The 23,105-nt window shown below is 51.3% G+C and carries 16 protein-coding genes; 7 read left to right on the top strand and 9 right to left on the bottom strand.

Annotation, left to right across the window (positions count from 1 at the left end; genetic code table 11):
- Positions 1 to 11: 11 nt before the first annotated feature.
- The 4 genes from EK22_RS00985 to EK22_RS00970 all read left to right on the top strand — a co-directional run bounded on the left by EK22_RS00985 (position 12) and on the right by EK22_RS00970 (position 3,362).
- Positions 12 to 1,124, top strand: a complete 1,113-nt coding sequence (locus tag EK22_RS00985; protein WP_020157198.1) for an inorganic phosphate transporter — start codon at positions 12 to 14, stop codon at positions 1,122 to 1,124.
- A 166-nt stretch (positions 1,125 to 1,290) separates the two neighbouring features.
- Positions 1,291 to 1,854: a sigma-70 family RNA polymerase sigma factor gene (locus EK22_RS00980; RefSeq protein ID WP_020157197.1), complete on the top strand. Its 564-nt coding sequence runs from the start codon at positions 1,291 to 1,293 to the stop codon at positions 1,852 to 1,854.
- 15 nt (positions 1,855 to 1,869) lie between these two features.
- The gene (locus tag EK22_RS24830; RefSeq protein WP_020157196.1) at positions 1,870 to 2,139 is read left to right on the top strand and encodes an anti-sigma factor family protein; all 270 of its coding nucleotides are present in this window, start codon (positions 1,870 to 1,872) and stop codon (positions 2,137 to 2,139) included.
- A 176-nt stretch (positions 2,140 to 2,315) separates the two neighbouring features.
- Positions 2,316 to 3,362, top strand: coding sequence for a methyltransferase domain-containing protein (locus EK22_RS00970; protein ID WP_036247103.1), 1,047 nt, complete (start codon positions 2,316 to 2,318; stop codon positions 3,360 to 3,362).
- A gap of 83 nt (positions 3,363 to 3,445) precedes the next feature.
- On the opposite strand, the gene EK22_RS00965 is transcribed toward EK22_RS00970, so the two are convergent.
- The 6 genes from EK22_RS00965 to gcvT all read right to left on the bottom strand — a co-directional run bounded on the left by EK22_RS00965 (position 3,446) and on the right by gcvT (position 14,847).
- A complete protein-coding gene (locus EK22_RS00965) occupies positions 3,446 to 3,949 on the bottom strand; it encodes a lipocalin family protein (RefSeq protein ID WP_020157194.1) in 504 nt (167 codons plus the stop codon).
- A gap of 3 nt (positions 3,950 to 3,952) precedes the next feature.
- Positions 3,953 to 5,329, bottom strand: coding sequence for a cryptochrome/photolyase family protein (locus EK22_RS00960; RefSeq protein WP_020157193.1), 1,377 nt, complete (start codon positions 5,327 to 5,329; stop codon positions 3,953 to 3,955).
- Positions 5,330 to 5,594: 265 nt separating this feature from the next.
- Positions 5,595 to 6,722: a PhnD/SsuA/transferrin family substrate-binding protein gene (locus tag EK22_RS00955; RefSeq protein WP_020157192.1), complete on the bottom strand. Its 1,128-nt coding sequence runs from the start codon at positions 6,720 to 6,722 to the stop codon at positions 5,595 to 5,597.
- A 2-nt stretch (positions 6,723 to 6,724) separates the two neighbouring features.
- Complete coding sequence (locus EK22_RS00950; protein WP_036247100.1) at positions 6,725 to 9,421, bottom strand: SpoIIE family protein phosphatase; 2,697 nt, start codon at positions 9,419 to 9,421, stop codon at positions 6,725 to 6,727.
- A 1,438-nt stretch (positions 9,422 to 10,859) separates the two neighbouring features.
- The gene (gene gcvP / locus EK22_RS00945; protein WP_036247098.1) at positions 10,860 to 13,754 is read right to left on the bottom strand and encodes an aminomethyl-transferring glycine dehydrogenase; all 2,895 of its coding nucleotides are present in this window, start codon (positions 13,752 to 13,754) and stop codon (positions 10,860 to 10,862) included.
- A gap of 4 nt (positions 13,755 to 13,758) precedes the next feature.
- Complete coding sequence (gcvT, locus tag EK22_RS00940) at positions 13,759 to 14,847, bottom strand: glycine cleavage system aminomethyltransferase GcvT (protein WP_036247096.1); 1,089 nt, start codon at positions 14,845 to 14,847, stop codon at positions 13,759 to 13,761.
- 291 nt (positions 14,848 to 15,138) lie between these two features.
- Between gcvT and EK22_RS00935 the strand changes: the two genes are divergently transcribed.
- Both EK22_RS00935 and EK22_RS00930 read left to right on the top strand, forming a co-directional pair.
- The gene (locus tag EK22_RS00935; RefSeq protein ID WP_020157188.1) at positions 15,139 to 15,855 is read left to right on the top strand and encodes a helix-turn-helix transcriptional regulator; all 717 of its coding nucleotides are present in this window, start codon (positions 15,139 to 15,141) and stop codon (positions 15,853 to 15,855) included.
- A 290-nt stretch (positions 15,856 to 16,145) separates the two neighbouring features.
- On the top strand, positions 16,146 to 16,757 hold the full coding sequence (locus tag EK22_RS00930) for a DVUA0089 family protein (protein ID WP_020157187.1): 612 nt from the start codon (positions 16,146 to 16,148) through the stop codon (positions 16,755 to 16,757).
- 71 nt (positions 16,758 to 16,828) lie between these two features.
- On the opposite strand, the gene EK22_RS00925 is transcribed toward EK22_RS00930, so the two are convergent.
- Together EK22_RS00925 and EK22_RS00920 are read right to left on the bottom strand one after the other, a co-directional pair.
- Positions 16,829 to 17,476: a TMEM165/GDT1 family protein gene (locus tag EK22_RS00925; RefSeq protein WP_369798170.1), complete on the bottom strand. Its 648-nt coding sequence runs from the start codon at positions 17,474 to 17,476 to the stop codon at positions 16,829 to 16,831.
- An 83-nt stretch (positions 17,477 to 17,559) separates the two neighbouring features.
- Entirely contained in the window at positions 17,560 to 18,510 is a 951-nt protein-coding gene (locus EK22_RS00920; RefSeq protein ID WP_036247094.1) for a ZIP family metal transporter, read from the bottom strand.
- A gap of 317 nt (positions 18,511 to 18,827) precedes the next feature.
- Between EK22_RS00920 and EK22_RS00915 the strand changes: the two genes are divergently transcribed.
- Positions 18,828 to 21,140: a TonB-dependent receptor gene (locus EK22_RS00915; protein ID WP_036247092.1), complete on the top strand. Its 2,313-nt coding sequence runs from the start codon at positions 18,828 to 18,830 to the stop codon at positions 21,138 to 21,140.
- A 451-nt stretch (positions 21,141 to 21,591) separates the two neighbouring features.
- Here the strand turns inward: EK22_RS00915 and EK22_RS00910 are convergent, their stop codons facing one another.
- Positions 21,592 to 23,046 carry a beta-barrel assembly-enhancing protease gene (locus EK22_RS00910; protein ID WP_020157182.1) on the bottom strand — a complete coding sequence of 485 codons (1,455 nt, stop codon included), beginning with the start codon at positions 23,044 to 23,046 and terminating at the stop codon, positions 21,592 to 21,594.
- Positions 23,047 to 23,105: the final 59 nt, after the last annotated feature.

Raw genomic sequence — 23,105 nt, 5'->3', positions numbered from 1 at the left:
GAGGTATTGATATGACACTGTTATTGCTGATGATGGCTGTAGGTTTCCTCAGTTTCGCCAATGGCGCCAACGATAACTTTAAAGGCGTCGCGTCCTTGTACGGCAGCGGCGCGGCCACTTACCGCGTGGCTTTGTTCTGGGCCACGTTGACCACTCTGGCGGGTTCACTTTGTGCCTTGTATTTAGCACAAACGCTATTGATTAAGTTTTCCGGCAAAGGCCTGGTCATGGATAACCTGATCCAGTCGATTCCTTTCATTACCGCGGTGGCCGCGGGCGCCGGATTGACTGTGATTCTGGCGACTCGCGTCGGCTTTCCCGTATCCACGACGCATGCCTTGCTCGGGGCCATGGTCGGCAGCGGTTTGCTGGCATCATGGGGTGAAATGAATCTCACCGCGTTGCAGCATGATTTCGTGCTGCCGTTGCTGTTAAGCCCATTGGTTGCTGTAGTGCTGGCGATGTTTGTCTATCTGGCGTTAAAGCAGGTCCGGCAACGGTTGGGTATAGGCGAGCCGCTCTGTTTATGCGTGGAAAATGAAGCAGCTTTAAACAATGGCGTGGGAGCCATGACCATGGCGCAAAATCCGTCGATTAATCTCAGCATCGACACCGAAGCGGCCTGCGCCGACCGTTATTCGGGCAAGGTGCTGGGCATCAATGCGCAAAGCGTGGTGGATAAACTGCATTTTTTGACTGCGGGTTCCGTCTGTTTTGCCCGCGGCCTTAATGACACGCCCAAAATCGCGGCATTGTTATTGCTGGCGCCCTCGCTAAGCATGCACTGGGTCATCATTTTGGTCGCCGCTATGATGGCTTTAGGCGGTGTCATCAATGCGAGGCGCGTCGCCGAGACCATGAGCCACAAAATCACCGAAATCAGTCACGGGCAAGGTCTGGCCGCCAATTTGACGACCGCCTTGCTGGTGATTTTTGCCAGCCAATTCGGCATGCCCGTTTCCACCACGCATGTGTCGGTGGGCTCGCTGTTCGGTATCGGTCTGACCAACGGCAAGGCGCATCATCGAATGTTTGTATCCATTATATTGTCCTGGCTGTTGACCTTGCCCTGTGCCGCTTTGTGCGCCGCCGCTGTTTACGGCATGACCGGCGCGTTTGGCTGATCTATGAGCGGTCGGTTAATGGCGCGGAATGAGAAGTGCAATTATCCGCATGAGAATTGCTGTGGATAATTATTTAATTGTTTTGCCTTATACTTGGCATTCAATTTTCAACATTGTCTTCATTAGGAATGGATCAAATAATTTTAATAACAACGGGGTTAGTAAGATGACGCATAAATTGTCAACCCCTGATCAATGGTTGGATTTGCATGGGGATATTCTCTATCGCTATGCCTTTGCCCGGGTTCGTGTTCCCGAGATTGCTGAGGATTTGGTGCAGGAAACGCTGCTCGGTGCTCTAAAAGCCAATGCCGGCTACGCCGGAGAAGCATCCGAGCGGACCTGGCTGATCGGCATCCTGAAGCATAAGATAATCGACCATTTTCGAAAAGCCTCCAGGGAAAAGACGCAGGGATTTGCGGATCAATTTTCAGAGGATGCTAACAACGATTATTTTGACCGGCAAGGCGGTTGGCAAATCGATTTATCTTCCTGGTCCAAACCGGATGTCTCGTTGGAGCAGGAGCAATTCATCGACATTTTGCAGCACTGCATCGACCGGTTGCCGACCAAAATGGCTCAATTGTTTATGCTGCGTGAACTGGATGGCATGGCGAGCGAGGATATCTGCAAAATGATGTCCATTTCGACACTCAACAATTTTTGGGTGATTTTGTCGAGAGCGCGGCTTCAATTACGCCATTGTCTTGATCTGAAGTGGTTCAATTAAATAGAGGCTAATGAAATGCTAACCTGTAAAGAAGCCAGTTTCCTGGCTTCAAAAAAACTGGATGGTAAACTCGCTTGGCGTGAGCATTTAGGGCTTTACTTGCATATTTCGCTTTGCAGCCTGTGCCGACGTTATCTTCAGGATGTTAAAAAGCTGCGTTCAATCATGCGGGCAGCCGGAAAATACGATCAACTGCTATTGCCTGAATCGGTCAGGCTTTCCGCACAATCCCGAGAGCGCATTCAACAGGCTTTAAGAAACGTGTTGCAGAAAATGGAGCAATAATACTTACAGTTTTTGCGCTTTTTTATCATGATATTTAGAGTTAGCCGGGCCAGTGTAAAAAATATTTGCCCACGCTTGTAAGTAATCTTGCGTTTAAACGACTCAAAAAAACATGCGATACCCTGTGCCATTTACGGGTTATTGCAGAAATAACCCGATTTATATCCGGAGCCCATATGACCGATGCCGCCATCAGTGAATCTGTTCAAAATTATTACGGGGAGGTGCTTAAATCCAGTCAGGATTTGAAAACCAGCGCCTGTTGCACCGTCGACGCCATGCCCACGCATTTGCGTTCCTATCTCTCCGACCTGCATCCGGAAGTGGTTTCACGCTTTTACGGCTGCGGTTCGCCGCTGCCCCCGGCGCTTGAAGGCCGTACCGTATTGGACCTGGGATGCGGTTCAGGGCGCGATTGTTACTTGTTGTCCCGGTTGGTAGGCGAAACCGGTCGGGTGATCGGTGTCGATATGACACAAGCGCAGCTCGACGTTGCCAGGCGCCATTGCGACTGGCATGCCGAGCGTTATGGTTACGCGCGTTCCAATGTCGAATTCCTTCAGGGCCAGATCGAGGACCTCGCATCGATCGGCATTGCCGACAATGCCATCGATGTTGTCGTGTCGAACTGCGTTATCAATCTGTCGCCGGATAAAAAACAGGTGTTGGCGGAAATTTTCCGCGTGCTCAAACCCGGCGGCGAACTTTACTTTTCCGATGTCTATGCCGACCGGCGCATTCCGGCTGCGCTCAAACTGGACCCGGTTCTGCTGGGCGAATGCCTGGGCGGCGCTCTGTACTGGGAGGATTTTCGTCGCATCATGCAGGATCTGGGCTGTCCCGATGTCCGTATCGTCAAGGACAACCCGATCGCGCTCGACGATCCGGAAGTCTCGGCAAAAATCGGCATGGTCAATTTTCGTTCGATCACGGTCAGGGCTTTTAAAATGCCGTTGGAAGATCGTTGCGAGGACTTTGGGCAGGTCGCGGTCTATAAAGGCACTTTGCCTGAACAACCCCATTTTTTCGATCTGGATGACCATCATCATTTCGAAACCGGCCGGCCCTTGCGCGTCTGCGGCAATACCGCCGACATGCTCGGTGCCAGTCGCTATGCCGGGCACTTCGACATATGGGGCGATAAATCCACGCATTTCGGCCTGTTCGATTGCGCGCCGCCCAATAAAAGCCTGTCCGTCGAGTCTGGAGCAGCCTGTTGCTGAAGCCCGCGCACGCCCATGGTAGAACCGGTACGGACGGAGCGGTTCAACGGTGTCAACAAAGCCGGAAAAGAGGCTTTAAGTCATCAGGGATAGATTAAATTCTCGGTGGCGAAGCCCATCGATTGCGCCTGGTCGAGCAAGGATTGCAGGATGTCCGGGGCGAGGGTAGGTTCGCGCGCGAGGATCCACAAATAATCAAAACTGTTACCGGCAATCATGGCATAGCCGTAGTTGGCTTTGTCCAGGGCAATGATGTTGTAGCCGCCGTAGAACGGGCCGAAAAACGAGACTTTCAAGCGCCCGACATCCGTCGATTCGATAAAGTAGGCTTTGCCCTCGGCCGATTGGCGCTGCCCCGTGTCGGCGTTGTAACCGCTGTTCAGCACCCGCAACCCGCCATCGTCCCTGAGGCTGTATTCGGCCGTGACGTCGGTGAGACCGCGTTCAAAACTGTGGTCGAGGCGGGCAATTTCGTGCCATTTGCCGAGGTATCGGTTGACTTCGAAACCGGTGACGGGTTTGACGCCATGCGGCAGGCCGGTGCAACCGGAAATCAGGATCAGAAACAGCAATAGTAAATAAGGCATGGTTTAAGCTCCGGGTTTTTGAAGACTCTGAAACAGCGCTTTTGTCTGCCGGCTGCGCAGAGTGTGATCGATGATCGGCGCCGGGTAGTCGCCAGGCTGAGGTTGTCGGTGCCAGTCATGAATGACGGCGGCCGGGAAGGGCCGCAGTTCGGGCAGCCACTGCTTGATGTAAAGGCAGTCGGCATCGAATTTTCGCTGTTGCAGCCAGGGATTGAATAGGCGGAAATACGGTTGCGCATCGCAGCCGGTGGAGGCCGCCCATTGCCAGTTGCCGTTATTGATGCTTGGGTCGTAATCAAGCAGGTGCCGGGCAAAATAGCGCTCGCCCCATCGCCAGTCGACGAGCAGGTCCTTGGCCAGGAACGAGGCGGTCAGCATGCGCACGCGCGTGTGCATCCAGCCGGTTGCGTTCAACTGCCGCATGCCGGCGTCGATAATCGGAAAGCCGGTGCGTCCGCAGGTCCAGGCCTGAAAGTCATCGGGATTATTGCGCCAGGGCAGCGCGTCGTATTGCCGGTGGAAAGCCTGGCCGAAAACATGCGGAAAATGGAAGGCAATATGGGTAAAAAAGTCGCGCCAGTACAGTTGTCTGAGTAATGGGTGCTCCTCGCCCAAAGTTTCCATGATGCCGTAATAAGCCTCCCTGATCGAACAACAGCCGAATTTGAGGTAAGCCGATAAGCCGGTCGTGGCCGCCAGGGCCGGAAAGTCGCGCCGCCCGGCATAGTCGCGGTGTTGATCCATGTCGTCCAATAGCGCCAGGGCGGCTTGGCGTCCGCCGCGTTGCGCATTATGGTGCGGTTTTTTAAGCGTCTGGGCCCAATCGGCATTGCTGTCGATGGCGGTCGAGTTCGCCAGCCGTCCCGGACTCAAGGCGCGAGGCAAGGCGACGGGGAATTGTCGGGCCCGTTTATAAAACGGCGTGAATATCCGGTAGGGCTCTTGATTGTCTTTGCAGACCTGTTCCGGTTCGGTTAATAACAGATCGCTGGCGCTGTAAAAGTCAAGTTCAAGCTGTCGGCAACATTGCTGCAGTTGGGCGTCGCGCTGCAGGCTGAACGGGGTGTAATCGCGATTGACAAACACGGCCTCGATCGACTCCGCGATTTGCAGCCGGCTGATCACGTTTTCAGGCCGGTCATGGAAATAATACAAGGTGCCGGCCTGTTCGGCGATTTGCTCTTGCAAGTCGTCCAGCGCCTGCAGCATGAATTGCAAGGCCGGCTGGCTCTGGTACGGATGCGGTTCGATTTGCCGCGGATCGAAAACAAACGCCGGTATGACCCGTTCGGACTGCGCCAATGCAGCGCTCAGGCCGGTGTTATCGAACAGGCGTAAATCGCGGCGAAAAATGAACAGGGCTTTTTGATATCGTGCCATCTGGAGTCTACAGGTTTTTCAGGATACCAAGGTAGACAGTTTTCAGCTGCATTTCGTGAACTGCCGGAGAAAAATTGTTTTTTACCGGTGAAAATGCCTGTGAATGGATGAGCCACAGGCACGCTGGCATTCAGCCGGACCGGCTATGGACAGGGAGGATAGCTTCATGGCGCGGAACGCGCGTTGACGGGGGCCGGGTCCAGGCGGAGGCAGGCGCCTGGCCGTCCAGGCGTTTACCCGCGCCCGGACGGCCATTGAGGCGTGTTTAGCTTTCTACATAGCGGTCGAAAACCATTTGCAGCATATTCAATTCGCCTTGCTCCGGTTTGCACCAACCTTGAAATTGAAGGTCCTGCAATATTTGTTTGCCCTGCTCATCGTTCTCCATGTCTTGCAGGATAGGGCCTAAAACATCGCCTTCGGCCTGCAGGTAAGGGGCGATGCTGAATAAATGAAAGGTAAAGTTGGTGTCGCTGGCATCCAGTTGCCGTACGTTTTTGCGGCTTAGCGATGACAGGTTCTCGTAGGTTTTTTTCAGTACAAACAAAAGATCGGCCTGTTTCCTGATCAGCATTTGCAGCGCCTTGATTTCGTTGCCGGAAAAATGATAGTTGAATTTTGCCGAATCAACACCGCTTTCATCGCATAAAAACCGGCCCAACAGATAAACGAAACTGGCTTCCGTGGCGGTGACGACATTGGCGGCTTTCATATCGGACAAGGTCCGTTTATCGTCGGAACGGCTGAGTATGACGACTTCATCCGCCTCGGCGATCGGCCGCATCAACGGAATAAAGCCTTTTTTCATCATGGCGCAGGCTTCGAAGGGCTTGCTGAACAAGATATCAGGCGTAATATTTTTAACATCCTGGGCTTGTTCAAAATGGATGACTTTTTGCATGCGCCGTTGCAGATAGGTATTCAATAAATACCAGCCGCTCAATTGGCTGCCGGTCTGCAGACTGGCGACAAAATTCAGTTTTGATTTGTTTGCCGGCGTTTCGCTGTCGGCATCGGCCTTGTGAATATGCGCGGGCGGCGCCGGATCAATCATTTTGGTGCCGGAGGTCTCCTGACCTGTGGCACCTTCGACAAAGCGTCCCAGGCCGGTGATTTTAAACAGCATGCTGACCATTCGGTTGAGATTCTGCACTTGTACGCGCGTGCCGTTATTTTCCCATTCCTCGAAAAGCTTCAGTAATAACGACAAGCCCATGGAATTGACACGTTCAATATTGCTGAAGTCGAGCATGACAGAGGCGTCGGCAGGTATTTCGACGAACACGCTGAAGGCGGGCGTGGCATGCGCGTCGATGGAGCCCGCGCAATCAAAGCGGTATTGGTTGTCGTTCTTGGAAGTCTGTTTGATTGTTAGTGAAGATGAAATTGTCATTATTAGACTCCTACCTTGTTTTCAGCATCGTATTTGCTGTGGTATAGAAACTGAAATCCGGAACTGGTATCCATGTTAACCGGACTGCTCAGATCCCATAATGTGGTGACTTGTGTTTTTTGTTGTGGAAAGATGCGCACTTGAAAATAATCCGACAAACGCCACAGCATATACAGCCCGGCGCCGCCTATGCCGGCTTCAACGCCTGAATCCATGGCATGGGAGATGCTTTTCAGGAATACGGCGGGCGTCAGTGTGCCCCAGTTATCGGTCACCATCAGGCCGATATGTTTATCGGTCAGGACGACATCGATGCGCACTTCTTCATGTTCCGAGAGTTCGCGCGATACGCCTTTTTGATAATAGGGCACGCCTTTGCCGTCGCGTGGCGCCGCATACAGGCTGTTTTCAATCATCTCATCCATGGCCACGACCAGGCTTTCCAGGTGCTCTTCCTGAAGTATTTGCTGGTCGGCCAGCCAGGCCTGTATTTCCTCCATGATAAACAGCTTGTCTTCAGTATGCGTTAATTGAAAATGTTTTTTTAGTGGGGAGGTAGGCAACAAGGTATACAAGTCATCGTTAACCGAATAGTGATGCTGATTCAGCAATTTTTCCCAGCCTATATCCACGCAGATCTTGTTATGGCGCGGCAGGACGCGGCAAATGCCATCCTGGCTGAATCGGGACAGAAGGTCGGCATATTCCTGCTCGGCAAAAAACACCACAAATTCACGGGAAATGCGCGGGATGGGATGATCGCCGCGACGATAGAAGGTATCGGAGAGACGGATGATGTCGCTGGCTTCTTCCGACGAACTGGCTACCGGCATAATGCGGTCACTATGGCTGATCAGCATGATGGTGATGTCGTCGGTAAAGGCTTGTCCGACGCAATGCTGGTTCAATGCTCCCATCAGGCGGCTGCGTAAAACTTCCGGTTCGGCATCGCCGCACTGGTTAAGAATGTGCTCCAGCCTGTCGTATCCGAAGGCCTCGCCATCCGGCGATTCCTCTTCCACCAGACCGTCGGTAAACATGAAAATCCGGTCGCCCACTTCCATCTGCAATTCAAGGGAAGGCGTGAAATAATCGGAATCGATGCTTTTGCCCAGCGGCAGGCCCGACGCTTCCAGTATTTCCCAGCGTTGCTGCTGGTGCCGCCAGAGATAAGGCAATACATGCCCGGCATTGGCAAAAATCAGTTTGCCGGTAATAGCGTCGAGCGTGACACAGGCCATTGTCATCAATAATGATTGATGCGCCGTGGCCAGCATGGTTTCGTTTAACGATTGCAGAATTTCAGCCGGGTTGCTGACTCCCGTGTGTATCAGGGGATAAACACCGGCCTTCGCGGCACTCACCATGGTGCCGGCCGCAACCCCGTGGCCGCTGACATCACCGACCAGCAACACAGTCTTGTGTCCGTCGACGACATAATAGTCATAATAATCACCGCCTACTTCACTGGATGTCAGCAGGTTGGCTTCTCCCAGGATACCGGGCAATTGGATGGTGGGGCTTGGCAAAATGGAGCGTTGCAATGTCGCCGCAAGGTCGACTTCGCCTTTTAAACGGGCGCTCATCTGTTCCAGTTCGGCGTGTGTCTGATACAGCTGGAGTTCTGCCTGTTTACGCTCGGTAATATCCAGTCCCGTGGCCAGGAACATGATCGGCCGGCGGGATCTTGAGTCATGAACGACCGTCGCATGCCAAACAACATTGATGGTCTCGCCGCTACGAATCATCATCTGCGTTTCAACTTCATCCGCGAATTCGATGGAACCGTCCATCATGCCGTCAAACAGCTGCCTCAAAACCGCTTGTTCATGCTCTGGAATGAACTGCCCGAAGAAGTCCTTGCCCTTGATTTCCTCTTCTTCCCAGCCAACGCTTTGTTCAGCATGATGGTTGAACAAGGTTACTTTGCCTGCCGGATCAAGGCCGATAATCAGCGCTTCCGCCGTGTTGATCACGTTGTCGGCGAAGTTCTTTTCTTCCTGAATTTTAAACGTGGTTTCCTGCAGTTTTACAATCAGAGGCCTGAGTAATACGGAGCCCACCAGCGCCAGGGTACCTAATGCGATAATAAAGATGATGTTTTGCAGACTCATCGTGTTACGCAGTTTGTGTTCGCCCAGCTTTTGATAGGCCGTGGTTGCTTTTTCAATGCCGTCCAGTACGCGTGGCGACAATTCGTTGTGCAGTCTGAACAGGGTCGCCTGATTCAGTGGTTCTTTCCTGGTCGAGGCATTGACTATGGCTTTTGAAGCTTCGAGATAATTGTTAATCCGGCGGCTCAGTTCGATGGGTTCTTCAAAAAATATTGAATTCAGTTCCGCCGGTAATTCGCCTTTTTCACGCACCAGTTTGGCGCCCCTGCGCACAAAACGGTCGCCATTTTGCAACGTGGCAAGATTGTCTCTGAGTAGAACCTGATCATTGATAATCTGGCTGCGGATAGCGTTAATCTTGCCGGGATCGGTGACGTGGTTGAGTTGCAGGGTTAAAAAGTTGATGTCGCTGACTAAATGGTTTTGATCGCTGCTCAGCCTGACCAAAGCGATATTCCCTTCCTGTTCTAATAAATCCGTGGTCAGAATGAAGTAGGTCAAACAGTTAACTAGCGCCAGAACCGACAAAACGGTGATGTACTGGCTCAGCAAATAAGTGATTATTCGTCGAAAAGTTTGTTGCATAAGGGTTCCTCATTTTTTTTATTATTATTTCTTTATTTGTTTTTTTTGATGATTTCTAATTAATCCAGATAATGAGTGCCCGACCTCAAAAGACGAGGCAGGTAAATATCCCGGCACACTGGTTTTAACTGGCTATATGCATGTCTCGAGTAAAGGCGACATTCACAAGCCGGTATTTGGCAATAAATATAAGTTATTAATATCATTATATTTATTTTAAAAACATCTGGTTTTCATGCCGATTTGGAGAGGCATCCGGAAACGGCAAATTTGGATTCAAATTATTAAAAAACAATGTATGCGTGGACCCTTCAATACCACGGAGGCGTTTAAACGCTCATATCCAGACGCTTCCGCACTGATAAAAATCAGACTGTTTCCGGTCTTTAACACAGCGAATATGGATACTCGCCAAAAAATTCAGCTAAATTGGCATGGGATGCCAGTGATGACAAACCGATAGCGGCTAACTGCTTACCGATAGCATTTAATGCTTAGGGCAGTTTTACGAGCCTGTATCGTGTAAAAATGTAACCCTGCATGTCCTGGCGCTAGAGCGATTACCATGCAACGCGAATACACAACTCAGACTTCACCCCTCTGCCGGCAATATTGCCGAGCAAAGCAAGGACTTATGTCTGCGTACCCGATGGGGTCAGTCGGTTCGAAAAGCCTTTGAATCAAGTGCTGTTATCTGGCCATGCGGGAATTCCGGTTCCACTAGGCGCTCTGGCATTCTAGAGCCAAAGTTGGCGGTCTGATCCAGCTTGATGAAGACTTTTAAAAATTGTCGGAGTTTATCTCTCTTTTTATTTGAGGCTAATTTGTGAACAAAACCCTTCTTGTCGAAATGGTTGTGTTTTATTTCACTACTTTAAAGCGTTAGGCAAGCACTTCTGTATTTATCCGCATGCAGGTGGAAGCTTCTTATCAGCGCTTTTTCCGTGTATGGATTGGCTTCGCCTTAACTTTTTGACAGCCCTGTCGGCCCTTAAGCCCGGGACTTAAGACGCATGGATTTAACGGGCTGCGTTTCATGTTGTTGAAACAGAGCATAAACCCAAATGAAGATATTTTCTAAAATGGTTGTTGAGAAATGTGAACCGCATCACAAATTAAGAGTGGGCTCAGTCATTAATCCGGGTCGGAAACAGCGGCTGAACAGGCGAGGGAGGAACGGGGCAAACCCGTTTAATGGCAGGTTATTTTCTGGTAGTTCGGTCGGCGGAATAGGTGCTTGTTATTAACCTTACTTATTATAATGTTTTTATTGCGGTAAGTGTAGTAATAAATTTCTTGGCTTACACGATGCATACCTCGGTCTATGACGGATAATGTTGCTTGTCAATAATGACTGATAATGCTTAAAGATTCCTTAAATTTTTAAAACGCTTCGGTGTGGCTTTTAAATGGCGCGCAAACAATTCAGTCAATACCGTTACTCATAATCCTCTAAAGGCGGGCAGGTGCAGACTAGATGCCGGTCGCCATAAACGTTATCGATGCGTCCCACCGGCGGCCAGTATTTGTCGTCGTGTTGGTGGCCGGCCGGGAAGAAGGCCTGCTGTTTGGAATAAGGCCGCGTCCATTCCTCCAGCAACAAGCGATGGGTATGCGGAGCATTGCGCAGAATATTGTTTTCGGCGTCGGCCGTGCCGTCCTCGATGGCTTTGATTTCCTGACGGATCGTAATCAGCGCATCGCAAAAGCGGTCGATTTCGGCTTTATTCTCGCTCTCGGTCGGTTCGATCATCAGGGTTTCGGGCACCGGAAACGAGACGGTCGGCGCATGAAAGCCAAAATCGATCAGGCGCTTGGCGATATCATCGACGGTAATATGGCACGATTTCTTGAAAGCACGGCAGTCAATGATGCACTCATGCGCGACCCAGCCGTTTTTGCCGGTATACAGGATGGGGTAATAAGGTGTCAGGCGCCTGGCCATGTAATTGGCATTCAAAATGGCCGTCAACGTCGCCCGTTTCAGACCGGCCGCGCCCATCATGGCGATATAGGCCCAGGAAATGGTCAGGATGCTGGCCGATCCCCATGGCGCCGCCGATACTGTGCCGATCGTGCCGTGTTTGCCTTTGGCCGGATTGACGCCCTTGACCACCGGATGCTCGGGCAGGAAAGGCGCCAGGTGCGCGCGCACGCCGATCGGGCCGACGCCGGGACCGCCGCCGCCATGCGGAATGCTGAAGGTCTTGTGCAGATTGAGATGGGCGACATCGGCGCCGATTTTGCCGGGCCGGCTTAAACCCACCAGGGCATTGAAATTGGCGCCGTCCAGATAGACTTGACCACCATGCTGGTGGACCAGATCGCAGATAGCGCGGAACGATTGCTCATAGACGCCGTGCGTGGACGGATAAGTAACCATCAATGCGGCCAGCTTATCGGGATGCTCGGCGATTTTTGCCTGTAGATCGTCCAGACTGATATTGCCGTTTTCATCGCAGGCCACGACCTCGACTTTAAGCCCGGCCATGGTGGCGCTGGCGGGATTCGTGCCGTGCGCGGAAGCCGGTATCAGGCAGATGTTGCGCTGGCTTTCGCCGGTAATCTCATGGTATTTGCGGATGACCAGCAGGCCTGTGTATTCGCCCTGGGAGCCGGCATTCGGTTGCAGCGAAATCGCGTCGAAGCCGGTCAGATCGCAGAGCATATCCTCCAGTTCTGCGAACATCTGCTGATAACCGTGGGTTTGATACAGCGGCGCGAACGGGTGCAGGCTGTTGAATTCGTGATAGGAAATGGTCTGCATCGCGGTGGCCGCATTCAGCTTCATCGTGCAGGAGCCTAGCGGGATCATCGAACGATCCAGGGCGATGTCGCGGCGTGCCAATTTGCGCATGTAGCGCATCATTTCGGTTTCCGAATGATAGCGGTTGAACACAGGATGCTCGAGAATGGCGTCGGTGCGTAACAAGGTTTCGGGAATGCATTCGGTTATGGCCGCATCGAGCGCATTGATGTCGGGCAACGTGGAAACAGGCGATGCAAAAACCTGCCAGAGCGCTCTTAAATCATTGCGCGTGGTGGTTTCATCCAGCGCAATGCCGACATGGTCGGGATCGACGATGCGTATGTTGATATTGGCTTCGGCGGCATGCGCGGCGATGCGTTTGGCCCGATTCGGCGTATGCACCAGCAGCGTGTCGAAATAGCATTCGCTGATGACGTGGTGGCCGAGTTGCCTGATGCCGGCCGCCAGAATCTCCGCATAGCGGTGCACGCGTCCGGCGATCAGGCGCAGGCCGTCAGCGCCGTGGTAGATCGCATAAAAGCCTGCGATAACGGCCAGCAGCACCTGCGACGTACAGATGTTGCTGGTGGCTTTATCGCGGCGGATATGCTGTTCGCGCGTTTGCAGGGCCATGCGCAGCGCCGTCTGGCCGTGGCTGTCTTTGGATACGCCGATGATGCGGCCCGGCACGGAACGCTTATAGTCGTCCCGGGTGGCAAAAAACGCGGCATGCGGCCCGCCGTAACCCATCGGTACGCCAAAGCGCTGCGAATTGCCGACCACGATATCGGCGCCGAAGGCAGAAGGCGGCTTCAGCAGCACCAGGCTCAGTAGATCCGCCGCGACCGTGACCAGCGCCGATTTGCTGTGGGCGATCGAGGCCGCTTCGCCGAGATCATGGATTTCCCCATGCGAGCCCGGATATTGCACGATCAGCGCGAAGAAGTCGTGACTCGCCAGACCATGATGCGGGTCGCCGACGATAACGTCATAACCCAGGGAACGAGCACGGGTCTGAATGACGGCGATGGTCTGCGGATGGCAGTCCTGATCGACGAACACGCTGTTGGCCGCGCTTTTCGACAGGCGCCGGGACATGGTCATGGCTTCGGCCGCGGCGGTGGCTTCATCGAGCAGCGAAGCGTTGGCCAGTTCCATGCCGGTCAAATCGATCACCATTTGCTGAAAATTCAACAAGGCTTCCAAGCGACCCTGGCTGACTTCGGACTGATAGGGCGTATAGGCGGTGTACCAGCCGGGATTTTCCAGTACGTTGCGTTTGATCACGGCCGGCATGATGGTGCCGTAATAGCCCATGCCGATCATGGAAGTGCAGACCTTGTTGCGCGCGCGCATTCTACGCAGGTATTTGAGCACGGCGCGCTCGCTGATCGTTTCCGTCAGTTTCAGCGGTTCGTCGTTGAGAATATCGTCCGGAATGGCTTGCTCGATGATGTCATCCAGTTCGCTCAAGCCGAGTTCGGCGAGCATGTCCTGAATTTGCTGTTGATCGGGGCCGATATGGCGGTGGATGAAATTACCGCGCATTTCCAGTTTGTCCAGGCTAAGACGAGGTGAGGGCATGGTTTTATCTCTTGTAGCGATGAGGGATAAAAGGCAATTCTGTAAGCGTGACCGGAACCTGATGATCACGGACCCGTGCGTATAGTATGCTGCCGGCATCCGGCGCCGGATTGTGCAGCATCGCCATGGCGATCGGCCGGCCGAGGCTGGGGGAAAAACCGCCGCTGGTGACATGGCCGATGGCATCGCCGGTTTCATTGGTAATAATGCAGCCTTCGCGCACCGGTATTTTGCTTTCGACCAGTAGGCCGACACGGCTCTTTTCCGTGCCCTGGCGTAGTTGCGCCAGAATTCTGCCGGCACCTGGAAACGTGGTGTGGCCTTTTTTAACCAGCCAGCGCAAACCGGCTTCCACGGGCGTGATCGTTTCATCAAGCTCATGCCCGTACAGGCAAAGTCCTGCTTCTAGTCGTAAGCTGTCGCGTGCGCCGAGGCCGACGGCTTCCACCGTCTCTTGAGCTAGCAGCAAGCGGGCCAGACGTTCTGCCTGCTCGCTGGCCACCGAAATTTCAAAACCGTCTTCGCCGGTATAGCCGCTGCGGCTGATCGTACATTTGACATCATGGATTTCGGCTTCACAGGCGTGCATGAACGATAAGCCGGCCGCCGTCGTGGAAAATTTCTGTATGACTGCTATTGCGGCAGGTCCTTGCAGGGCAAACAGTGCCTGATCGTTCAACTCCTTAAAATGACAGCGGTCAGTTAAATGAACTTTAAAATGTTCAAAATCTTTGTCTTTACAGGCTGCATTGACAATGACCATGAGCCAGGAAGTTAGACGTGTTGCGACAATGTCGTCAATAATGCCGCCATTGTCGTTGGTCAAAACGGTATAGCGTTGCTGATAGGGGGCAAGCCCGGTGATGTCGCTGGGTGTCAGTTTTTCCAGTTCGCTGGCGGCTGAATCCCCCAGAATCAGATATTGGCCCATGTGGGAGATGTCGAAAAAACCGGCATAATTGCGGCAGTGCCGGTGTTCATGCAGGGTGCCTTTGCGGTAATGCACCGGCATTTGGTAGCCGGCAAATGGCACCATTCTGGCGCCCAGTTCAAGATGAAGATTGTAAAGCGGCGTTTGATTTAACGTGGTCACAATTATGTCTCCGCGTGTCGGCAATAACCTTAGTGTAACGCCGGGGGCAGGTGAAACCAAGATAATCAGCTAAACTTATAATTCCATGATGTCGATTCAGAGTTTTACGATTACAATAGCTCTAACCCATCAATTTGAGTTGACTCATAAATATATTGCCTTCTTCCGAGGCTTGGCTAAGGACGAGTTGATTCGCCTATGCATGTGTCAAATCGCCTGAGCATGATTAGAACAGTTCGCTACCTTATGGCAGCGAAAAAATAAACAATAATACGCAATCGTAATATACCTATGACCAACAAATCTGTACCTCCTGATCCGGCAAATGCAAATAATCCGCCGCGAGTCGAGCGCCGTAGGCAATTTCGTCGTGCTTCCGATTACCAGGCCGAACATTTTCAGAATATCTTCTCTTCGTTCGAAACTTTCGGCCGCCATGTCGTGTTGTTAGATAGTCAGGCGCGGGTGCTGTACCACTCGAAAAAAGTTGACGAGCTTCTTGAAGACGATGCGGTACCTCTGCGGCTAGAACCGAAATTCACTTTGCTAGACTCGCATAATGCGAATCAATTCAAGGCATTTCTCAAAGGGTTGGCGGAATCAGTTCCCGGCACTGTCAATTCCTCCCAGTCAGACAATCTTCGGCGGACCAGAAGTTGTATTCTGCTGTTGGAACGCAGCGACAGTTCGCCGTTGTTATTGAGTTGTTTTCCGATGCAGCCATCGCCAGTTGATGAAGACGGACTGAAGATCATGGCGATATTATGCGATCCCGGTTGTTATTCCGAGGAACAATGGCGGGCATTTCAGGATTTGTTCAGTTTGACGGCCGCTGAATTAAGGTTATGCCTGGCCTTGGCTGACGGTTTATCGCTGGCTGAATACAGTCAAAAATACGATGTCACCGACAATACCGCTCGCAGTCAGTTGAAAAAAGTTTTCGAGAAAACCAATACCCGCAGGCAAGGGGATTTAATGCGTTTGATATTTTTGCTGACAAGACTGTAAAAAGGATGGTTTTTACGGTTTGCCGCTTATTTTATAACTCCTGCAACTGACGGGTCTTTCCGTCCCTCTTCGGCGTTGCCTACAGGGATGTGGGTAAAGGGTGTGAGCACGACCGCATGAACAGAAATATTGTCTCGATTGCGGGGTATATTTCTTTCCCGTTTTTAACGCTAATAAAATAACCATTTTTTTCACTATCTGCTAATATTTTTCCAGGATCTGCCAATAATAAAACTAAAAACAAAATAGTTAACCGGCGGACTTTTAGGTGTTGTTTAATTGGGGGTTTTGTGAAAAAAACTTTGCGTTCCGTTCTGCTATGTTTAACCCTGCTCGGGGCTAATGCGGCGAGTGCTGCGTCGTTCAAATTCAGTTTCGATGGCAATTTTGAAAACCATAACGATATTGCAAGGATAAATTTCTCGCTCGTTAATGAAGCATATAACGTAAAGCTATGGACTGATTCGTTTCAGGATGGGGCTAACTTTGATCCAATAACAGCGTTATGGAACCAAGCTACGGGCGAGTTGATTGATGAGAATGATGACAATCCTGCAATTGCCCGGGATCAAACCAGATACGATTCAGGATTGGCGTTTTTCTCTCTTCCTGCGGGTGATTATTTTTTTACTGTCGCGGCATTCAGCAATTGGGCGCAAGGGGACAATATTTCAGCTGGTTTCCTGTTTGATGGAGAAACGCCAATTGCGTTAGCTGACTGGGACCAGCCAGCGAACTTTCAGAATATGGGAGCATTTTGGCGGGTTAATTTAACCTATGATGATAAAGTTGTTATCAGCGGAGTTCCTGTGCCAGCGGCTGTCTGGCTGTTTGGCTCGGGATTAATGGTATTGATGGGTTTCAATCGCAAACGCGCGCAGGCGTTAGCGGCATCGGTTTAACCTGTTATCTTCCCGCGCAAAACCGCCTTTCGGATAAGCCAGAAGGCGGTTTTTTATTGCCTTTTTTGTGGTCAGCCGGTGTAACTGACATAGGCCCTGTAGCCCGCAAGCACAGCCAGTATCAGAAAAATGGCACCACTGATTTTGTGCAGCAGCACTAATGGGATTTTTTGCAGAATGGTACGGCCGGCCAGAATGCCCAAGGCCGATGTAGAGGCCAGGGCGATGGTGGAACCCAGCCATACGGCAATCGGAGAAGCGGTGCTGCTTAAGGCGACAACGGCCAGTTGCGTTTTGTCGCCGAATTCAGCGAAGGTGATCAACAGGAACGTGGTGAAAAAAATGCTGTGACCGCTTTTTTCCTTGATTTCTTCATCGTCATCATCTTCGTCCACGCGCAGTGCATGGATGCCAAAGGCGGCAAACAGGAAGGCGACAGAAGCAGCGACGATATATTCAGGCAACCACTTGGCGATGGCTATACCGAAAACCACGGCCAGTGTGTTCAAAAAAGCGAAGGCGCCAATGGCGCCGAACAGAACCGGCATGGCTCTATGTCTTGATGCCAGGGTCATGCAGACCAGTTGGCTTTTGTCGCCGATTTCGGCCGCCACGATCAAGGCAAAGCTGGCAGTGGCTGTTGCCGAGATTTCAGCGAAATTGCTGGAAGCCAGTAAAGACAAAAAGTGCTGTAAATAGTTTTGAAGAAGGTTTTGCAGATTGTCCAATTTTTGTCTCTGTGGATAGCATAAAGGCGACCGGCGGATCGCCTTTATAGTTTATGGTGGATATGGAGTAGTTATTAGCCGAGTAAATTATCCAGCACCATCATGATGATGAAGCCGATCATTAAGGCAAAAGTCGCATAGCGTGAGCGGCCATTAGAATGCGTTTCCGGAATGATTTCCTCGCTGATGACAAACAGCATGGCGCCGGCGGCAAATCCCATGGCAATTGGCAATACCGGTTCAAACAGGGTGACCATGGTGATACCCAGCAGGCCGCCGACCGGCTCTACCAGGCCGGTGACTGTTGCGATGCCGATGGCTTTCCAACGGTTATAACCGAGGCCTACCAGCGGCAAGGCAACGGCCAGGCCTTCAGGAATATTTTGCAGGGCAATGGCGACAGCCAGAATCACGCCGTTTTTGATTTCCCCTGAACCAAAGCTGACGCCGACCGACATGCCTTCAGGAAAATTGTGAATTGTTATGGCGATAATAAACAGCCAGATTTTATTTAATGACGTCAGTTGCGCATCGGCAATGGTATCAAAATGAACATGAGGCAATTGACGGTCGGCATAATGCAGAAATAGCCCGCCGACCAGCATGCCGATGGATACAACGTAGATGCCGTTGCCGGGCCAGATCAAGTTGCCATAGTCCATGCCGGGAACCAGCAGGGAAAAGGCCGTTGCCGCGAGCATCACGCCGGCCGCCGCGCCAAGCATGGTATTGAACAGATTGGTTGAAATATTTTTGAAAAACAGGGCGGGAAGGGCGCCAAGGCCAGTTGCCAGACCAGCCAGAATGCTGGCGAAAAAGCCGATGACTACGATTTTGTCGAAAGCTAAATACAAAGCGCCGAATATAACTAACTGGGATAACAAAAACAGCCCGGCGATAATACCCCAGCGCTTTAATGGCGGCATGGCCTGCAGCTTTTGATAATTTTCGCTGGATTTTATACGAGCTATTTGATGTTCAAGAGAGCGTTGCAATTTTGTGACAGTATTAATAGTGATTGTCATAAGCTTTGCCTAGGGTAACTGGTCGGAATAATTGTAGTTATTGTGTTTGGCATTATATCTAAATACCTTAAGGTTGTGTGGTTGTTAAAAATCAATGGTTAATCCTACGGCTCGAGGTTAATTTTTATTAGCCGTTATTGACCTATTCATGCAACGATGTAGAGGCGTTATGAAGGCAATAAATTGATGCCTATAGATACTACGGCAAATCTTCACATAACGCATTGACTTAGGAATATTTCCTTTTTTTCAAGCCCCCCCTATAACTTATCCATTGGTTTGACTATCATTTCGCGCTCAACTAATTTGGGGGTGGAATGAAAAAAATTATTTACGGAGCGGTGGGGCTGTTTAGCTTGTCCTCACTGACTGCTGTTATGGCGGAAGAGCAACCGAAAATCAAGCTTGAAACCGTTGATGTAATAGGCGTTACGCCATTGCCGGGCAGTGGCGTCGATGCCGATAAGATACCGGCCAATATCCAGACAGTGACATCCGAGCAATTGGAAAAGGCGCAGAGTCTGTCACTGAATGAATACATCAGCCGCTATCTGGGCAGTGTGCATATCAATGAAGCGCAGAACAATCCGCTGCAGCCTGATGTTTATTACCGCGGCTTTGTTGCCTCACCTTTGCTGGGCTTGCCGCAAGGCTTGTCGACTTATTTGAACGGAGTCCGGTTTAATGAGCCTTTCGGCGATACGGTTAACTGGGACCTGATTCCTAAAGGTGCAATCGATACGATGACACTGGTGCCGGGTTCCAATCCAATATATGGTTTGAACACGCTGGGCGGCGCCATAGCGGTCAAAACCAAAACCGGCTTTACCGCGCCCGGCCATCAACTGGAAATCTATGGCGGGTCATGGGACCGGCATTCGGAAGAGTTAACCAGCGGCGGCAACAACGGTACCTGGGGCTATTTCCTCGACGTGCACAATTTCGGCGAACAAGGCTGGCGTGATTTCTCTCCCACGCGCGCCAAGCAGGTGCTGGGTACATTAAGCTGGCAGAATGATCGGGGAGAACTGGATCTGACGCTGTCCGCCAACGATAACGACATGAAGGGTAACGGCGCGGCGCCGGAGCAGTTGCTGGAGCAAGGCAGAAAAGCCGTGTTCACGCATCCCGATCAAACCATCACTCGCCTGTTTTTTTCCGAACTGGCCGGTAGCTATGATGTGACCGATGAAATCGAAGTGAGCGGCAACGCCTATTTTCGGCAGAACCGGATCAAAACCTTTAACGGCGATGACAGTGATTTTGATGGCTGTGAAGATGACAGCGGTTTTCTGTGCGATGAATCAGGCGAATTTCCGGTTATCGACATCAACGGCAACCTGGTGACCGAAGATGACAGCGTTGAAGGCGCCACCAACAATACCAGCGCCACCAATATGCGCAGCCGTGGCGGTACTCTGCAGTCGATGTTCAAGCATGATTGGTTTAATCATGAAAACAATTTGATTGTCGGCGCCAGCTATGATTACGCCGATGTGCATTTCAATTCCGACACGGAACTGGCGCGTCTGACCGATGACCGCGGTACGGTGGGCAGCGGTATTCTGGTTAAGGATGCCCGGGTGCGCTTGAACACCACTACCGAGACTTATGGCTTTTATCTGAGTGATACCTTCTCGGTAACTGACGATCTGGCCGTTACCCTGGCCGGACGTTATAATCATGTCGGCATCACTATGGCCAACCAGTTCATCGACGGCGAAGACAAATTGAGCGGCAAGCATAGCTTCGAGCGCTTTAATCCTTCAGCCGGCTTTACTTATCAGATTCTCGACAACGTCGGCATGTACGGCAGTTACAGTGAGTCTTCACGGGCACCGACGCCGATGGAATTAAGCTGCGCCGATGAGGACGATCCTTGCCGTCTGCCGAATGCGTTTGTAGCCGACCCTCCACTGGATCAGGTTGTCGCTAAAACCTGGGAAGGCGGTTTTCGTGGTAATTTCGATCAGTTTCTGGAAAGAGGCGATATGAAATGGAATCTGGGTTATTTCCATACCGTCAACCATGACGATATCATCTTTAACCGTGGCGGCGACAGTATCAGCGAGGGGTTCTTCAGCAATGTCGGACAAACGCGTCGTTACGGCATAGAAGCCGGCACTATGCTTAACTATGCGCAATTATTCAGTAATATTGATGACTGGCATTTTGCGACCAACTACACTTATCTGAATGCACGCTTTATGGACGGTTTCACTATTCAAAACCCGCTGGATAATGACGAGGCGGCTCAAGTGAAGCGCGGCAATCGGATTCCGGGCATGCCCGAGCATATCTTCAAAGCGTCGCTCGGAGTGGATTTATGGAAGCGCCTGTCGTTGGGTATCGATGGTCTGTATAGCGGCGATCAGTTCTTTAGAGGCGACGAGGCGAATACCACTGCCAAGTTGGCCGGCTACTGGCTGTTCAATGCCAAGGCGGAGTATAGGGTCAACAAACACCTGGCTTTGTTCGGCAGGGTCGACAATATTTTCGATAAGGACTATGCCTCTTTCGGTGTCTATGGGGAGGCTGACGAAGTATTGGGTGATGCTTTCGATAGCGGCCGCTTCGTCTCGCCTGGCGCACCAAGAGCCGGATGGATTGGCGTGCGTTTGAGCATATAAGGTTCCAGATTGAGCAGGGATGCTCGGAACTTATGGCAAGGATTTTTGTATAAGTTACAGGCAATAAAAAGCCCGCATGAAGCGGGCATATTTGAGCTTTATTATTTTTATTATCTTGTTGCGCGTGGCACAACTTTACTCAAGCAGAATTACTCATTTTATTATTGTTATCAATAGCCTGAAAGGCTAATCCTCCTCTTGGCCGGTGATTAAACCGGGCTCACTCCGTTAAGCTGGTGACGATTCTATATCAAAAAAAATAGTAGTGTCTATCAAAAATAATGATTTTTGCGGATAAATAGTATCGCCTCGAAAATACTTAATGAATACAGGAGGTTATACTATTTTAGAGATTGCTGATAGAGAAAATCACTGGCAAAGAGTGCTTTTTATTAAGCAGCCGTTAAGGATGTCTATGTTCGACCTTTATCGGCATGTCTCATTGAGTATTTCACTGGCGACGGGCTTCCTCTTCCTCGTTCATAAAAAAATTCAGCCGCTCGTTAAGAATAGAGGACAGATAAAAATTGAGTCCTTTTGATTTTTGGGCCAATTTGATATGCAGGATGGCGTCCCTCGTTTGTCCTGTCGTATAGTAATATTCCGCGAGGTATCGGTGTGACTCGGCCGGTTGATCCAAATCGCTATAGATTTGCGCCAGGAGTTGCAAATACATCGGTTTTTGCTGGGTTTTAGGCGTTAACGCCAGCAGGTTTTTCCGGGCCGACTCGGCTTTGCCGGCTTTCAACAGGGACGTTATATACTCAAGTTTGATGGCGTCGTTATTGGGGAATCGCTGAACCGCCTTTTGATAGAGGTCGAGTGCTTCGGGGTATTGCTTCGCCTCAAGCAGCGTGCGGGCCAGTGCCGCCGCGTATTGGGGCTGATTGGGGTGGTCATGGATCAGTTGTTGAAAAATGGCTTCAGCTTCATTGAATTTCTGCGCATGAAGCTGGGCTAAACCCATGCCATAACGGGCAACGGTACGTTGCTCTTCGGTACCTTGCGTTAGGCGCGATTGAAAATATTTGCCGGCAGCGGCAATATCGGTTGCTGTTATTACGCGCAGTTTGGCTTTGGTGAGCTGATAGCCGAGCGAATCCGGATATTGTTTATACGGATAAGTTTCCGCGCGGCCTCGGGTATCGGAGATACGCGAAGTGGTCACCGGGTGGGTTCTTAAAAATTCCGGAACATCATGGCCATAATAACGGCTTGACTGTTGTAAGCGCTCGAAGAACGTGGGCATGCTGCGAGGATCATAGTGCGAACTGGCCAGTGTCTGCATGCCGACCCGATCGGCTTCCGCCTCGTTTTCGCGGGTAAAATCAATTTGAAACTGAACGCTGCCGGCTTGAATGGCCATGAGCGCGGCTTGCCCGAGAGCCGGTGATTGCGTGCCTAATAAAATGGCGGCCAGTGTCGCGGCGGCGGTAGGAATCGATAAACGGCTGGCGGCCTCAAAGGCGCGGTATAGGTGGCGCTGGGTGACGTGAGCAACCTCATGCGCCATGACCGAGGCCAGTTCGCTTTCGGCTTCAGTCGTTAAAATAAGTCCGGAATTCACGCCGATGTAGCCCCCGGGACCGGCAAATGCGTTGATCTGATTTTCCATGACCACAAAGAAATGGAAAGGATAGCCCGGGGTATCGCTATTGGTGGCGAGCCGTTGGCCGATGGACTGAATATACTGCTGTATTTCAGGATCCTGGCTGATAGTGATCTGGCTGTGCAGACTTCTGAAAAAGGCCGCGCCGAGTTCTTGTTCCTGTGCCGGGGTAATCAGCGTGCCGGAAGAATCGCCCATGTCAGGCAGTTCAATTTTATCAATCTCAACAGCTTGCTGGGCTGCGGGAAACAGGGCAAGGCCCAAGGCTAGCGTTAAAGCAGATGGTTTAAATTTCATGGCGATGAGACTGAGTAAGGCAGGATTGGTTCCGGTAACAATGAAATGACGGCTTGTCA

The organism is Methylobacter sp. BBA5.1, from assembly GCF_000746145.1.
Lineage (GTDB): Bacteria > Pseudomonadota > Gammaproteobacteria > Methylococcales > Methylomonadaceae > Methylobacter > Methylobacter marinus.
Note: the sequence above shows the minus strand (reverse complement) of the source record. Positions and strands in the feature narration are given on the sequence as shown.

What these genes read in the sequence shown, in the direction of transcription:
- EK22_RS00985 (WP_020157198.1), top strand. Translation starts at nt 12, where the DNA reads ATGACACTGTTATTGCTGATGATGGCTGTAGGTTTCCTCAGTTTCGCC.
- EK22_RS00980 (WP_020157197.1), top strand. Translation starts at nt 1,291, where the DNA reads ATGACGCATAAATTGTCAACCCCTGATCAATGGTTGGATTTGCATGGG.
- EK22_RS24830 (WP_020157196.1), top strand. Translation starts at nt 1,870, where the DNA reads ATGCTAACCTGTAAAGAAGCCAGTTTCCTGGCTTCAAAAAAACTGGAT.
- EK22_RS00970 (WP_036247103.1), top strand. Translation starts at nt 2,316, where the DNA reads ATGACCGATGCCGCCATCAGTGAATCTGTTCAAAATTATTACGGGGAG.
- EK22_RS00965 (WP_020157194.1), bottom strand. Translation starts at nt 3,949, where the DNA reads ATGCCTTATTTACTATTGCTGTTTCTGATCCTGATTTCCGGTTGCACC.
- EK22_RS00960 (WP_020157193.1), bottom strand. Translation starts at nt 5,329, where the DNA reads ATGGCACGATATCAAAAAGCCCTGTTCATTTTTCGCCGCGATTTACGC.
- EK22_RS00955 (WP_020157192.1), bottom strand. Translation starts at nt 6,722, where the DNA reads ATGACAATTTCATCTTCACTAACAATCAAACAGACTTCCAAGAACGAC.
- EK22_RS00950 (WP_036247100.1), bottom strand. Translation starts at nt 9,421, where the DNA reads ATGCAACAAACTTTTCGACGAATAATCACTTATTTGCTGAGCCAGTAC.
- gcvP (WP_036247098.1), bottom strand. Translation starts at nt 13,754, where the DNA reads ATGCCCTCACCTCGTCTTAGCCTGGACAAACTGGAAATGCGCGGTAAT.
- EK22_RS00935 (WP_020157188.1), top strand. Translation starts at nt 15,139, where the DNA reads ATGACCAACAAATCTGTACCTCCTGATCCGGCAAATGCAAATAATCCG.
- EK22_RS00920 (WP_036247094.1), bottom strand. Translation starts at nt 18,510, where the DNA reads ATGACAATCACTATTAATACTGTCACAAAATTGCAACGCTCTCTTGAA.
- EK22_RS00915 (WP_036247092.1), top strand. Translation starts at nt 18,828, where the DNA reads ATGAAAAAAATTATTTACGGAGCGGTGGGGCTGTTTAGCTTGTCCTCA.
- EK22_RS00910 (WP_020157182.1), bottom strand. Translation starts at nt 23,046, where the DNA reads ATGAAATTTAAACCATCTGCTTTAACGCTAGCCTTGGGCCTTGCCCTG.